A 14,745-nucleotide genomic window follows, 5' to 3' on the forward strand; every position below is an offset into this window, starting at 1 on the left:
AGTGCGCAATCCGATGCTCCTGCTCCGCAGTACCACTTCCACACTGTGCCTGCTCCCTCTGCTGCTGACGGCCTGCGGCGCGCCTTCTAACGTCGAGGACCCACGTGCCGCTGCTCCGCGGGTCAGGGTCGCCACCGTCGCCGAAGCGGCACAGGGTTACCGCTCGTTCACGGGCGTCGTCACCGCCCGGGTGCAAAGCCACCTGGGCTTTCGCGTCGGCGGCAAGGTGCTCGAACGTTTCGTCGATGTCGGCGAGCACGTTCACCCCGGGCAGCGCCTGATGCGCCTGGACCCCACTGACCTGGATCTGCAAGCCCGTGCTTCTCGGCAAGCCGTGGCCAGTGCCAAGGCGCGCGCCGTACAGACGGCGAGCGATGAGCGTCGTAACCGCGAACTGGTGTCGACAGGCGCCATCTCAGCCACCCGCTTCGACCGCCTCCAGGCCGAGGCCGAGGCTGCCCGGGCCGCGCTCAGTGCTGCTCAGGCCGAGGCTGTCGTCGCGGACAATCGCACGCGCTATGCCGTGCTCACCGCCGATGTCGAGGGGGTGGTGGTGGAAACGTCGGCCGAGCCTGGGCAGGTCGTCAGTGCTGGGCAGCGTGTCATGACGCTGGCCCAGTCCGGTGCCCGCGAAGCGTGGGTGCAATTGCCTGAAACCATGCGCCCGGCCCTCGGCAGCCTTGCACAGGCGCGGTCGTTCGACAGCACCCTTGCGCCTTCGCCCGCGACGCTGCGGCAGTTATCCGGTGCCGCCGACCCTATCACCCGGACGTTCGAGGCGCGCTATGTGCTCCAAGGGGCGAATGCCGACGCGCCTCTGGGTTCCACCGTGACACTTCGACTGGTCACTGAGCCTGCTGCGCCCGGTGAATCGAGCGTGCCGCTGACCGCCGTGTACGACGCCGGCCGGGGCCCCGGCCTGTGGGTCGTCACCGACACCTCGGACGCTGCCGTGGCCAGGGTCACATGGCGGCCCATCACCCTCATCGGGCTTGGGGATGACAGCGCACGCGTCCAGGGCGTGGCGCAAGGGGAGCGGGTGGTCGCCCTGGGCGCCCACCTGTTGCACGAGGGCGAGCAGGTGGTACTTGAACAGACACCGCCGCAGACAGTAGTTGGAACCCGCCCATGAGCATCACGCGCTTCAACCTGTCGGCGCTCGCCGTCCGTGAGCGTGCTGTCACGCTGTTTCTGATCCTGCTGATCAGCGTGGCCGGTTGCCTGTCGTTCTTCAAGCTCGGTCGCGCCGAAGATCCACCGTTCACCGTCAAGCAGATGACCCTCATCACCGCCTGGCCTGGCGCCACCGCTCAGGAGATGCAGGACCAGGTCGCCGAACTGCTCGAAAAGCGCCTCCAGGAGCTGAAGTGGTACGACCGCAGCGAGACCTACACGCGACCTGGCATGGCCTTCACCTTGCTTTCGCTGCAGGACAAGACACCCCCGGACGAGGTCCAGGCGCAGTTCTATCAGGCACGCAAGAAGCTCGGCGACGCGGCCAACGGCCTGCCCGCCGGTGTCATCGGCCCGCTGATGAACGATGAGTTCGCCGACGTGACGTTCGCCCTGTTCGCGCTCAAGGCCAAGGGTGAACCCCACCGTCTGCTGGTGCGCGAAGCTGAGACGCTGCGCCAGCGACTGTTGCACGTGCCTGGCGTGAAGAAGGTCGACATCATCGGCGAGCGACCCGAGCGCATCTTCATCTCGTTTTCCCACGAACGATTGGCCACGCTGGGCGTTGCACCACAGGACCTGTTCGCTGCGCTCGAAGGCCAGAATGCTCTGACGCCTGCCGGCTCCATCGAGACCCGAGGGCCCGAGGTCGTCGTCAGGCTCGACGGTGCGTTCAAGACGCTTCAGCGCATTCGCGACACGCCCGTGACCGTCGCAGGGCGCACCTTTCGATTGTCCGACCTCGCCACGGTCGAGCGCGGTCATGAGGACCCAGCGACCTTTCTGGTGCGCCATCAGGGCGAGCCGGCCTTGCTGCTCGGCGTGGTCATGCGCGATGGCTGGAACGGCCTGGACCTGGGCAAGGCCCTGGCTGAGGAAAGGACCCGTATCAACGCGGGCCTGCCCTTGGGCATGACACTCTCACAGGTCACCGACCAGTCGGTGAACATCAGTGCTGCCGTGGACGAGTTCATGGTCAAGTTCTTCGTGGCGTTGCTGGTGGTGATGGTGGTCTGCTTCATCAGCATGGGCTGGCGCGTGGGCCTGGTAGTCGCCGCCGCCGTGCCGCTGACCTTGGCAATGGTCTTCGTGGTCATGGACGCCACGGGCAGGCATTTCGACCGCATCACGCTCGGTTCCTTGATTCTGGCACTGGGCCTGCTGGTGGACGACGCCATCATCGCCATCGAGACGATGGTCGTGAAAATGGAGGAGGGTTATGACCGGATCGCTGCATCGGCGTATGCCTGGAGCCATACCGCAGCGCCGATGCTGGCCGGCACCCTGGTCACGGCCGTGGGCTTCATGCCCAACGGCTTCGCCCAGTCCACGGCAGGGGAATACACCAGCAACATGTTCTGGATCGTCGGGATTGCGTTGATCGCGTCCTGGATCGTGGCTGTGGTCTTCACCCCATACCTGGGCGTCAAGTGGCTTCCTGAGCTCGAACCGGTCGAGGGCGGGCACACCACGCCATACGACACCCGCGCCTACACTCGTTTCCGCCGTCTGCTCGGGCAGGTCATCGAGCGCAAATGGGGGGTCGCAGGGGCCGTGGTCGTACTGTTCACGTTGGCTGTGCTGGGTATGGCCCGGGTCGACAAGCAGTTCTTCCCGACCTCCGATCGTCCTGAAGTGCTGGTCGACGTGCAGATGCCGCGTGGCACGTCCATCGAACAGACCAGCGCAGCCACGGCCAAGGTCGAGGCGTGGCTGCGCAACGAGAGCGCTGCGAGGGTCGTCACCTCGTACATCGGGCAGGGCCCACCACGCTTCTACCTGGCCATGGCGCCAGAGTTGCCTGATCCCTCGTTTGCCAAGATCGTCGTCCTCACGCCTGACGAAGAGGCGCGCGAGGCCTTGAAGCTCAAGCTGCGTCAGGCCGTTGCCCAGGGCTTGGCTGCCGAGGCGCAGGTCAGGGTCACGCAACTGGTCTTCGGTCCCTATTCGCCTTACCCGGTCGCCTACCGCGTCATGGGGCCGGACCTGGACAGGGTCCGCGTCATCGCGCACCAGGTCGAAGCCGTGCTGCAAGCCAGCCCGATGATGCGCAGCGTCAATCTGGATGCAGGCACGCGGGTGCCGACGTTGCACCTGTCACTGGATCAGGACCGCTTGCAGGCCATGGGATTGAGCCCGAGCACGATTGCCCAGCAGTTGCAGTTCCTGCTGTCAGGCACGCCGATCACGGCCGTGCGCGAGGACATCCGCTCGGTTCAGATCGTTGGCCGGGCCGCCGGCGACGTGCGTCTCGACCCAGCCCGTCTCCAGGCGCTGAGCGTGGTGAACGCGAGCGGGCAACGTGTGTCGCTGTCCCAACTGGGCACGCTCGAGGTTCGCAGCGAAGACCCGATCCTGAGGCGACGGGACCGCACACCGACCCTCACGGTGAGGGGCGATATCGCCGAGCATCTGCAACCGCCGGACGTTTCCAGTGCCCTGACTCGGGAGCTGCAACCGATCATCGAGACGCTGCCGCCGGGCTATCGGATCGAGCAGGCCGGCTCGATCGAAGAGTCGGCCAAGGCCACCGCCGCCTTGATTCCGCTGTTCCCGGTGATGATCGCGATCACCTTGCTCATCATCATCGTGCAGGTGCGTTCGATGTCGGCCATGACCATGGTGTTTCTCACCGCGCCGCTTGGCCTGATCGGTGTGGTGCCGATGCTGTTGCTGTTCGGACAGCCCTTCGGCATCAACGCACTGGTGGGGCTGATCGCGTTGTCGGGCATTCTGATGCGCAACACACTGATCCTGATCGGGCAGATCGACCACAACCAGGCCCATGGACTCGAGCCTTTCCAGGCGGTGGTCGAAGCCACCGTGCAACGTGCGCGCCCGGTGCTCCTGACGGCGCTGGCCGCCATTCTGGCGTTCATCCCGCTGACCCATTCGGTGTTCTGGGGGACGTTGGCCTACACCCTGATCGGGGGCACCTTCGGCGGCACCCTGATCACCCTGGTATTCCTGCCGGCGATGTACGCGATCTGGTTCAAGATCCAACGCGATCCCCCGCTTCCATCCCGTGCATCGCCATCCGAAACGTCGGCCGCCGGTCGATGAACCCGGACAGGGCCTGCCTGCTCAACCGTGGAGAATGAACATGAACGAACAATCGGCCCAGCAACGTATCGTCGTGACGGGCAGCGGCATGGTCACGCCGTTGGGGTGTGGCGTGGAGATCGTCTGGCAGCGCCTGCTGGCAGGCGTCTCGGGCATCGGCACCTTGCCTGACGCCGTCAGCGCTGGTGTAGGCGTGAACGTCGGCGGGCAGGTGCCCACACGTGAAGAGGATCCTGTTGCCGGTTACGATCCGCTGGCGTCGATACCGGCCAAGGCGCGCAAGAAGATGGACCGTTTCATCGAGTTCGCCCTGGTCGCGGCCCATGAAGCGCTGGCGCAGGCCGGGTGGCATCCGCAGGATGAGGTGAGCCGACAGCGTACGGCCACCGTGATCGCTTCGGGGATCGGCGGCTTCGGCGCGATCGCCGAGGCTGTACGGACCACGGATGCACGAGGCCCACGTCGGCTCTCGCCGTTCGCCGCGCCTTCATTTCTGGCCAACATGGCGGCAGGTCACGTATCGATCACCCATGGTTTCAAAGGGCCGCTGGGCGCCCCCGTCACAGCCTGCGCTGCCAGTGTCCAGGCCATTGGCGATGCAGCGCGGTTGATCCGAAGCGGTGAAGCGGACATTGCGCTGTGTGGCGGGGCCGAGGCTGCCCTGGACCGCGTCACGCTGGGGTGTTTCGCGGCGGCCAGAGCCCTGTCGAGCGGGTTCAACGATCAGCCCTGGAAGGCGTCCCGCCCGTTCGACCGAGACCGTGAGGGTTTCGTCATGGCCGAAGGGGCCGGCCTGCTGGTGATCGAGTCGCTCGACCACGCCTTGGCCCGGGGGGCGACGCCATTGGCCGAGCTGGTCGGCTACGGCACCAGTGCCGACGCCTACCACCTGACGGCAGGCCCTGCCGATGGCAGCGGCGCGCAACGTGCCATGGAGCAGGCCTTGCGTCAGGCGCGGATCAGTCCTGAAGAGGTACAGCACATCAACGCCCATGCGACCTCCACGCCGGTGGGCGATGGCGGGGAGTTGGCAGCGCTACGTGCCCTGTTCGGCACTCGTCCGGGCCTGGCGATCAGCGCGACCAAGTCCGCGACCGGCCACCTCCTGGGCGCGGCGGGCGCCGTGGAAGCCATCTTCACGGTGCTGGCGCTGCGCGACCAGATAGCCCCACCGACCCTTAACCTCGATGCGCCGGACGAAGCGGCAGCAGGGCTGGACCTGGTCGCGTTGACGGCCCGGCAGACGCCAATGACCCATGCCCTGTCCAATGGATTCGGTTTCGGCGGGGTCAATGCGAGCGTGTTGTTCAAGCAATGGGTCGGTCATTGACGGTGCAGTGAGCTGAGGAACGTCCACAGCAGGGGAAGGGTGCCTTGTGCCGACGCTCGACACGGCGGCAGATGGTGTAACGTGTGTGTTTTCGCGCACCGCCCTTGCAACCGGCCCGCGCGGTTTCATGACTCGACACAAGGCACTCCCATGAGCGGTCTCAGCCCATCCTACGTTCTTTCGATCCAATCGCACGTCGCCTTCGGCCATGTCGGCAACGATGCCGCCGTGTTCCCGCTGCAACGCCTGGGCTTCGAAGTCCTGCCGATCCACACCGTGCAGTTCTCCAACCACACCGGGTACGGCCAGTACCGGGGCCAGGTGTTCGGCGCCGAGCACGTGCGCGAGGTGCTGCAGGGGCTGCGTGAACGTGGGGTACTGGCCCAGGTGGCAGGGGTGCTGTCGGGGTATGTCGGCGATGCGGCCATTGGCGAGGTGATCCTGGAGACCGTGGAGGAGATTCGTCGTGACAACCCCGAGGTGCGCTACCTGTGCGACCCGGTCATCGGCGACGTGGGGCGGGGGATCTTCGTCCAGGCGGCGATCCCCGATTTCTTCCGCAACCTGGCCTTGCCCTGCGCGAACATCATCACCCCCAACCAGTTCGAGTTCGAGCTGCTGACCGGCAGCAAGCTCGGCAGCGTTGCCGAAGCGGTGCGCGTGGCGCAGCAGCTGCGTGGGCGTGGGCCGGACATCGTGGTGATCACCAGCCTGGCCACCGACGACATTCCGCTGGATCGCCTGGGGACGCTGGCCATCAATGGCGAGGGTGCATGGCTGGTGAATACCCCACGTCTGGCGCTGCACCCGTTGCCCAATGGCATGGGTGATGTGTTCTCGGCCACCGTGCTGGCGCACTTGCTGAACCAGGTGCCGTTGGCCGAGGCACTGGAACGCACGACCTCGACGCTGTATGGCCTGGTGCAGGCGACGGTCGTGGGGTCGCGGGACTTGCCCCTGGTCGCCGCTCAGGAGCAGATCGTCGCGCCGGGGTTCGTCTGTGAGGCGGTGAGGGTAGGGTAAGGGTAGGGCTGCAGGATCAGCAGGGTCTGCACCGGCCCTATCGCGGCACAGGGGCCGCTCCCACAGGTGACCGAGATAGCCTGCAATCCCGTGCGGTGGGGCTACGGGTGTAGGAGCGGCCCCAGTGCCGCGATGGCGGCGGCCCAAGCACCGGCGAGCTCACTCTTGGCACCAGATTCGGTCAGCTTTCGTAGCCTTGCCCCACACTTTTCACATCCAGAAACATTCTCTTCCAGCGGTCTTTTCCTCAGCCACTAGATTGAATATTTCCACTGGATGACAGGAAACCTCCCATGTACGGACGTCGCGAAGTCCTACGCACCGGCGCTGCATTGGCGCTGCTCGCGGCGAGCCCCTGGCTGCGCGCCTCGCCCTCCACGGCGCTGCTCACCCGCACCGTCCCCGGCACGGGCGAAGCCTTGCCGGTCATCGGCGCCGGCACCTCCGGCAGCTTCGAGGTCGAAGCCGGGTCGACGGCCTATGAACGCCTCGCCGAGGCCCTCAAGATCTTCTTCGAAGGCGGCGGCTCGATCATCGACACCTCGCCCAACTACAACGGTGCCGACGCCATCCTCGGGCAGTTGCTGGAGGCAGGGGGCTGGCGTTCGAAATGCTTCCTGGCGACCAAGATCGCCGCCGACAGCCGCGAGGCCGCCGAACGCCAATGGGCCCGGAGCCTGCGTGACCTGCGCACCGACCGCGTTGACCTGCTGCAGGTGCACAACCTGCGCGACTGGCGCACACAGTTGGCTTACGCCCGTGAACTCAAGGCCCAGGGCAAGACGCGCCATGTCGGCATCACCCATTATTTGGCCAGCGGCCATGCCGAGATGATCGACATTCTGCACAAGGAACCGCTGGATTTCATCCAGATCAACTACGCCGTCAACGCGCCTCAAGCCGCCAAGGAGCTGCTGCCCCTGGCCCAGAAAAAGGGCGTGGCCGTGTTGATCAACCGTGCCTTCGACGACGGCCGCCTGTTCACCCAGGTCAAGGACCGTCCCTTGCCGCCTTGGGCCGCCGAGGTGGGGGTGACGAGCTGGGCGCAGCTGTTTCTCAAGTTCGCCCTCAGCCACCCGGCGGTGACGGCCGTGATCCCGGCCACTGGCCGCCCGGACCGTCAGCGCGATCAGCTCGAGGCCGGCCATGGTCGGCTCCTGAGCGCCGAGCAGCAAAAAACACTCATCGCCCAGTTCACCTGACGTGGCCCGCCCATGGGGACACCGCCTGGCCAGGGGCCTTGACCTGCGCGAGGGTGAAGGGCCTGCCGTGGCGGCCGGGCTGGCCTTGTTCTACCTGCTGTTCACCGGCTATTTCATGCTGCGTCCGGTGCGCGAAACCATGGGCGTGGCTGGCGGCGTGGACAACCTGCATTGGCTGTTCACCGGCACCTTCGTGGTGACCCTCGCCAGCCTGCCGCTGTTCGGCTGGCTGGCCTCGCGGGTGCCGCGCCAGCGCATCCTGCCCTGGGTCTACGGCTTCTTCGCCAGCAACCTGCTGCTGTTCGCCGGGGTACTGGCACGCGACCCCGAGGACGTCTGGGGCGCGCGGGCCTTCTACATCTGGCTGTCGGTGTTCAACCTGCTGAGCATTTCGCTGGCCTGGAGCGTGCTGGCCGACCTGTTCTCCAACGAGCAGGGCAAGCGCCTGTTCGGGCTGCTGGCGGCCGGGGCCAGCCTGGGTGGGCTCAGCGGGCCTTTGCTGGGCGCTGCCCTGGTGGTGCCGATCGGGCACGCCGGGCTGCTAGTGCTGGCAGCCCTGATGCTGTCGGGCAGCGTGATGGCAGCGCTCTACCTGCGCCATTGGCGTGCGCGACAGCCACTGCCCGAAGATGCTCGGCACCCCCCGTCCCGCCCCCTGGGTGGCAACCCCCTGGCCGGAGCCCTGGCGGTGCTGCGCTCACGCTACCTGCTGGGTCTGTCGCTGTTCGTGGTGCTGCTCGCCAGTGTCAGCACGTTTCTGTACGTCGAGCAGGCGCGCATCGTCAGCGAAACCTTCACCGACCGGTCCCAACAGACCCAGGTGTTCGGCCTCATCGATGCGGGGGTGCAGGCTTTAGCGATTCTGACGCAGGTGTGCTTCACCGGGCGGCTGGCCAAGCGCCTGGGGGTCGGGGCCTTGCTGATCGGGGTACCGCTGGCCATGGCGGTGGGCTTCGTCTGGCTGGCCCTGGCGCCGGTGTTCGCCGTGTTCGTGGTGGTGATGGTGGCGCGCCGCGCCGGTGAATACGCGCTGGTACGGCCCGGCCGGGAAATGCTGTTCACCGTGCTGCCGGCCGAGGAAAAGTACAAGGCCAAGAGCTTCATCGACACCGTGGTCTATCGGGGCGGCGATGCGGTGAGCGGATGGCTCAAACGAGGGCTCGATCTGCTGGGCGAACACCCGCAGTTGGCCTTGTGGATCGGTGCGGGACTGGCCGCGATATGGGCAGTGACCGGGTATCGATTGGGCCAGGCCAGGACGAAAATGGAGTAATGGCACCGATTGAAAAGATCAATGCGTGTCGAGCTATTGGATCCAAGTTGTTGAAATTACTTTAAGAAATATTAGTTAACATTTTTATCTATAGCGATTTTGAATTTGGATCCGAATTTTAATTAAATTTTTATATAAACCCGACCAGTGGTAGTGATGGCACATTGATTTCACTTGTGCCGGCATGATGTATTGCGCGTCATCCAACCACCACCGTCGTGATTTCATGCGCTCACTCAAGTCGCTCCTGGCAGCCACCATGCTGCTCAGCGGGTGCAACGGAATGCCCCTCGCTTCACATCAGGACCCCTCCCTTCAAGACCAAGCCTTCGTCGTCCACTCCGGCGGCCCCGTCCCTTTGCTGATGATGGGCAGTGCCGTGCAGTGGAACGAGGACTATGCCGTCACCGTCAAGCACCTGCCGTTCGTGGGCGGGTCGGAGTACCAGGGGCGGGGGGATGTGCAGTTCTTCCGTCACAAGGCCAAGAAAGCCTTGCCGCTGTGGCGCAGCTACCAGCCGGGTGAGTCGCTCACCGCCGTGGGCTTCAACGCGTTCTACCTGCCGATGCAGGGCCAGGGTCAGGCGCTGCCGGCGCTGGTGCGCCTGGATGCCAAGGACGGTGGCGTGATGTACGCCACCCATGATGGCCCGACCGTGGTCGGCATGTCCGGTGGCCCGGTGTTCGCCGCCGACGGTTCGGTGGTCGGCATCAACGTCGCCAACCTCGACAAGGGCGCCCTGAGCAAGATCAAGCGCCCGGACCTGGCCGGACGTGACCGGGTCAGCATCTTCCTGCCCTATGCGCAGATCCAGCGCGAGTGGCAGCGCTTCGCCACGCTGCAGGCCGGGACCAAGGGCGTGCCCGCGCCGGTCGGGCAGCCGATGGTCGCGGCGCACTGAGGCCGATCAGCGTTCGCGCAAGGCTTCGCGCGCCCGGTTGAGCGGCTTGATCAGGTAGTCCAGCACGGTCTTCTCGCCGGTACGGATGTCCACCGTGGCCACCATGCCCGGTACGATCGAGAACGCCGTGCCGGCCTTGTTGCGCAGCACGTCGGACTCGGTCTGGATGTACACCCGGTAGTAGTAGACCTCGGGCTTGACCTCGTCCTGGATCGTGTCGGGGGAGATGGTCACCACCTTGCCGTCCAGGCTGCCGTAGATCGAGTAGTCGTAGGCCGTGATCTTGACCTTGGCGGTCTGGTCCGGGTGGATGAAGGCGATGTCGCGCGGGTTGATGCGCGCCTCGATCAGCAGCTTGTCGTCCTGGGGTACGATCTGCATCAGTTGCCCGTTGGGCGGCACCACGCCGCCGATGGTGGTCACCTCGATGCCCTTGACGATGCCGCGCACCGGCGAGCGGAAGGTCAGCCGCGACAGCGAGTCGGCCCGGCCACGCACCACCTCGGCCAGCGAATCGGCTTCGGCGCTGGCCTTGGCCAGGTCCTGGCGTGCCTGGACCATGTACTCCGAGCGCGCCTCGCTGGCCTTGAGCTCGAGTTCCGAGCGCTGGCGGTTCAGGCGGATCACTTCGACCCGGCTGGACGCCCCGGCCTGGGCCAGTTTCTCGGTGATGGCCAGCTCGCTGCGCACCAGCTTGAGCGACTGCTCGATCCCGGCGAGGGTCTCCTGCAGGCCACGGCGACGGGTCTTGTACAGCTCGGACTCGTCACGGGTCAGTTCCGGCCAGGCCTCCAGGGACGGAGGGAAGGTCAGCGGCTTGCCGGTGACCTCGGCCTGCAGCCGGCTGACGCTGGCCAGCGCGGCGCGGTACTTGGCTTCGCTTTCGCCGACGTTGGACTGGGTCTTGATCGGGTCGAGCTGGGCCAGCACGTCGCCACGCTCGACCTGCGTGCCTTCGCGCACGTTCATCTCGGTGATGATCCCGCCTTCGAGCGACATGATCACCTGTTCGCGCGAGCTGGGCACCACCTTGCCCGTGCCGCTGGACACCTCGACCACGCTGAACAGCGCGGCCCAGATCAGAAAGGCCGCCAGCATCAGGGCGCAGATCCAGACCACCCGGGAGGCGCGCGAGACCGCACGGTCGTCGCTGCCGTCCAGGTACGACGCCGGCGCGGCCGGCGGGTGAAGCGCGACGTTCTGGCTCATGCCTGGGCTCCTTCAGGGTTCTTCAGGCGCGCCAGGGCGACATCCCTGGGCGCGTCGATGACGATCCGGCCGTTGTCGACCACGATGATCCGCTCGACCTTCTGCAGCACGCTGAGCCGGTGCGTGGCCACCACCAGGGTGCGCCCGTCACACCAGCGCTTGAGCTCGTCGAGCAGGCGGCGTTCGGTGACGTCGTCGAGCGACGCGGTCGGCTCGTCGAGCAGCAGCACATGAGGCTGGCGCAACAACAGGCGCGACAGCAACAGGCTCTGGCGCTGACCGCCGGACAGACCCATGCCGCCCTCCAGCACCAGATGGTCCAGGCCCTTGGGCAGGCGGCGGACGAAGTCCAAGGCGCCGGTGATCGACAGCGCCGCGAGCAGTTCCTGGTCGCTGGCCCGACCGGCGCCCAGCACCAGGTTGTCGCGCAAGGTGCCGTGGAACAGCCGTGCCTGCTGATGCAGCAGCCCGACGTCCCGGCGCAGGTCGGCCGGATCCAGGTGGGCCAGGGCGATGCCGTCGAGGGTGACCTCGCCGGTGGCGATGTCCATGGCACCGGCCAGGGCCTGCAGCAGCGTCGACTTGCCCGCGCCGTTGCGCCCGAGCACGGCGATGTGCTCGCCAGGCCGAATGCGCAGGTCGGCGATTTCCAGCACCGCCGGGCCGTCGGCGGCGTAGCGGAACGCCGCCTGCTTGAGGTGGAAGTCGCCCTGGATGGCTGTGAGGTGCACGCGCTTGCTGCCGTCGGGGTGATCGACCGGCTGCTCCATCAGGTTGTTCAGGCCCTTGAGCGCCACCTTGGCCTGCTGCCAGCGGGTCAGCACGTGGTTGAGCTGGGCCATCGGCGCCATCATGCGCGAGGCCAGCATCGAGGCCGCCACTAGGCTGCCGGTGGTGAGGTCGCCGGCGATCACCATCGGTGCGCCGAACAGGATGACCACGGCGAACACCGCGCTCTGCACCGTCTGGGTCCAGGTCACCAGGCCGTTGGTGAGGCCGCGCAGCTGCAAGGCCGTGTCGGCGGTGGCGGCGTTGTAGTGGTTCCACTGTTCCTGGAAACGCTGCTCGGCCTGCAGCGCCTTGATGTCGTCCATGCCTTGCACGCTTTCCACCAGCATGGCATTGCGCAGCGCCGACTCGCGCATGTTGGCGTTGGCCAGGCGCGCCAGCTTGCGCTGGTAGAGCAGCCCTGGCAGCAGCATCACCACCAGCGCCACCACCGGAATGGCCACCAGCGGCCCGCCGATCAGGTAGAAGATGAACAGGAACAGGAAGAAGAACGGCAGGTCGGCCAGGGCCGTGGCGGTGCTCGAGGTGATCAGGTCGCGGACCTGCTCGAGTTCGCGCAGCTGCGAGATGAAGGTGCCGGTGGACTTGGGCCTGACCGAGTTGCGCAGGCGCAAGGCATGGCCGTAGACCAGGTCGGAGATGCGCAGGTCGGCGCGCTTGCCCAGCAGGTCGGTGATGCGCAGCCGCATGATGCGCAAGGTGAAGTCGAACAGCACCGCCAGCAGCACGCCGCCGAACAGCACGTACAGCGTCGGCAGCGACTCGGCCGGCACCACGCGGTCGTAGACCTGCATCGAGAACAGCACCCCGGCCATGCCCAGCAGGTTGGCCACCAGCGAGGCCAGCATCACGTGGCTGTAAGGGCGCAGGTCACGCAGCACGATGCGGCGGAACCAGTGCTCGTCGAACGGCTGCACATAGTCGTCGGTGCGCACGTCCGACAACGGCCGTGCCGGGCGCAGGATCACCGTGCGCCGCACCCGCTGCTCCAGGTCGGCCAGGGGCATGCGCTGTTGCAGGCCCTGGTCGCCACTCAGGGCGATACCCAGTTCGTCACCGCTGATGCTCTGCACCACGCCGACCTGGCCGTCATCCAGTTCGACCACCAGCGGGGTGCGCCACTTGCCCAGCGGCTGACGCTGGCGTCCGCTGAACTTGACCGTCAGCCCGGCCTGGCGCGCCATCTGCCGCACCACGTCCTCCAGGGCGCGGTCGGTGCGCTGCCCGGCGATGCGCACGCTTTCTTCGGAGACGTCCAGGCGGTAATGCTGCGCCACCAGCAGGATGGCCTGCATCCACGGGTGCACGTCCGGCGGCTCGGTGGCCTGGCTGGCCGGTGGCGGAGCGATGATCACAGCGTCGTTCATGGCAGAATCCTCACGCCCTGTACCAGGCGGTCTTCAAGGCCGAAAGCGCGGCGAAAGCCACCGCTGTTGTACAGGCAGTCGATCTGCAGGCGACGCAGATCGGCCTGGGTGCCGGCCAGTTCGAATCGGGACTGGTGGATCTCCTGCTCGGCGTTGAGCAGGTCGAGCAGCGGACGAGTACCCAGGTCCAGGTACTGCTGGCCATACAGCACCCGTGCTTCGCGAATGCCCTCCTGGCGTTGCCGCAGGGCAGCTTGCCGGTAGGCCAGGCTGGAGGTCTGCACCCGCGCCTCGGCCAGGCCCTGGCTGGCCTGCAGCACGGCGGTGTCCTGGGCCGCATCGGCAGCGGTCAGGGCATGGCCGGCGGCGCGGCTGCGGGCGCTGATCGCACCGCCTTGGTAGATCGGCACTTCGAGGCTCAGGTAGATCCCGGCCTGGGTGCGGTCGATGGCCGGGTTGTTGTCGTTGTAGCTGCTGTCCAGGTAATGGTTGACGCTCGGCTCCAGCGACAGCGTCGGGTAGGCCTCGGCCCGGGCCCGGGCCAGGTCCGCCTGGGCTTCACTGCGTTGCGCCTGGGCCACCAGCACGGCGGGCAGCAGGTTGGTGTCGGAGGGCGGGCGTTCGCAGGCCGCGGTCGGCCCGGGAGGGAAATCGTCGGTCACCTCCACGGCCGTGGTCCGGCCGATCAGCGCGCCCAATGCGGCCTGCCAGCGGGCGTACTGGGCCTTGTAGTCCTGCAGCATGGCCACCGCGCCGTCGGCCCGGGACTGCGCCTGGATGAAGTCGGAACGGGCACTGGCGCCCAGTTCGCTGCGCTGGCGGGCCAGCTCGACGATGCGGCCGACGCCGTCGATCTGCTGGCGGGCGATGTCGATCAGCTGGGCGTAGCGTTGCACCTCGATCCAGGCATAGGCCGTCTGGCGCCCGGTCTGGTCGATGGCCAGCAGGATCTGCGCCTGGGCGCGAGCAGCGCGGGCCTTGGCCGACTCGACGGTGTTGTCCACCTTGCCGAAGTCGTAGAGCATCTGCTTGAGCGAGATGTTCAGCGCCTGGGTGTTGCGGTCGCCGCCGTAACCGGTGTCCATGCCGGTACGGATGCCGCCGCTGATCTGGGGGTAGTAGCCGGCTTCGGCGACGTTGATGCCTTCGCCTTGCTGGTAGAGGTCGGCCACCGCCTGGGCGATGTCCGGGTGCCAGGCGATGGCCTGGCCGATGGCTTGGTCGAGGCTCAGCCGCGGACCGTCGGCGACGGTGGGCGACCGGGGTGCGGCGGCACGGCTGGCCGGCGCCTGGTGAAGTCGTTGCGGGCTCAGGTCGAGCAACGCAGGGTCTATCGTGTCGTCGGCCGCCGAGGCAGCGCGAGGGATGAGCAGTGCCAGGGTCGTCAGCAGAACGAAAGGCACGGTACGGCAGTT

10 protein-coding genes are annotated in these 14,745 nt (G+C 66.7%); 7 read left to right on the forward strand and 3 right to left on the reverse strand.

Annotated features, from left to right (window positions below):
• Positions 1-13 precede the first annotated feature (13 nt).
• The 7 genes from APT63_09765 to APT63_09795 all read left to right on the forward strand — a co-directional run bounded on the left by APT63_09765 (position 14) and on the right by APT63_09795 (position 9,965).
• Positions 14-1,132: an efflux transporter periplasmic adaptor subunit gene (locus APT63_09765; protein ID AMA45891.1), complete on the forward strand. Its 1,119-nt coding sequence runs from the start codon at positions 14-16 to the stop codon at positions 1,130-1,132.
• The gene (locus APT63_09770) at positions 1,129-4,236 is read left to right on the forward strand and encodes a multidrug transporter (protein AMA45892.1); all 3,108 of its coding nucleotides are present in this window, start codon (positions 1,129-1,131) and stop codon (positions 4,234-4,236) included. Before APT63_09765 ends, APT63_09770 begins: the two co-directional genes overlap by 4 nt.
• Before the next feature lie 40 nt (positions 4,237-4,276).
• A complete protein-coding gene (locus APT63_09775) occupies positions 4,277-5,566 on the forward strand; it encodes a beta-ketoacyl-[acyl-carrier-protein] synthase II (protein AMA45893.1) in 1,290 nt (429 codons plus the stop codon).
• Between the two features lie 150 nt (positions 5,567-5,716).
• The gene (locus tag APT63_09780) at positions 5,717-6,589 is read left to right on the forward strand and encodes a pyridoxamine kinase (protein ID AMA45894.1); all 873 of its coding nucleotides are present in this window, start codon (positions 5,717-5,719) and stop codon (positions 6,587-6,589) included.
• Positions 6,590-6,882: 293 nt separating this feature from the next.
• Positions 6,883-7,791, forward strand: coding sequence for an aldo/keto reductase (locus APT63_09785; GenBank protein AMA45895.1), 909 nt, complete (start codon positions 6,883-6,885; stop codon positions 7,789-7,791).
• Between the two features lies 1 nt (position 7,792).
• A complete protein-coding gene (locus tag APT63_09790) occupies positions 7,793-9,064 on the forward strand; it encodes an ADP/ATP translocating protein (protein ID AMA45896.1) in 1,272 nt (423 codons plus the stop codon).
• Between the two features lie 283 nt (positions 9,065-9,347).
• Positions 9,348-9,965 (forward strand): hypothetical protein, encoded by a 618-nt coding sequence (locus APT63_09795; GenBank protein ID AMA47849.1) that lies wholly within the window; start codon positions 9,348-9,350, stop codon positions 9,963-9,965.
• Between the two features lie 6 nt (positions 9,966-9,971).
• On the opposite strand, the gene APT63_09800 is transcribed toward APT63_09795, so the two are convergent.
• Genes APT63_09800 through APT63_09810 form a run of 3 tightly spaced genes read right to left on the reverse strand, consistent with a single transcriptional unit; the run spans position 9,972 to position 14,733 of the window.
• Positions 9,972-11,174, reverse strand: a complete 1,203-nt coding sequence (locus tag APT63_09800; GenBank protein AMA45897.1) for a secretion protein HlyD — start codon at positions 11,172-11,174, stop codon at positions 9,972-9,974.
• A complete protein-coding gene (locus APT63_09805) occupies positions 11,171-13,330 on the reverse strand; it encodes an ATP-binding protein (protein ID AMA45898.1) in 2,160 nt (719 codons plus the stop codon). Before APT63_09805 ends, APT63_09800 begins: the two co-directional genes overlap by 4 nt.
• Positions 13,327-14,733 carry a hypothetical protein gene (locus tag APT63_09810; protein AMA45899.1) on the reverse strand — a complete coding sequence of 469 codons (1,407 nt, stop codon included), beginning with the start codon at positions 14,731-14,733 and terminating at the stop codon, positions 13,327-13,329. Before APT63_09810 ends, APT63_09805 begins: the two co-directional genes overlap by 4 nt.
• Positions 14,734-14,745 lie beyond the last annotated feature (12 nt).

The sequence above is a fragment of the Pseudomonas monteilii genome, assembly GCA_001534745.1.
GTDB classification, from domain to species: domain Bacteria; phylum Pseudomonadota; class Gammaproteobacteria; order Pseudomonadales; family Pseudomonadaceae; genus Aquipseudomonas; species Aquipseudomonas alabamensis.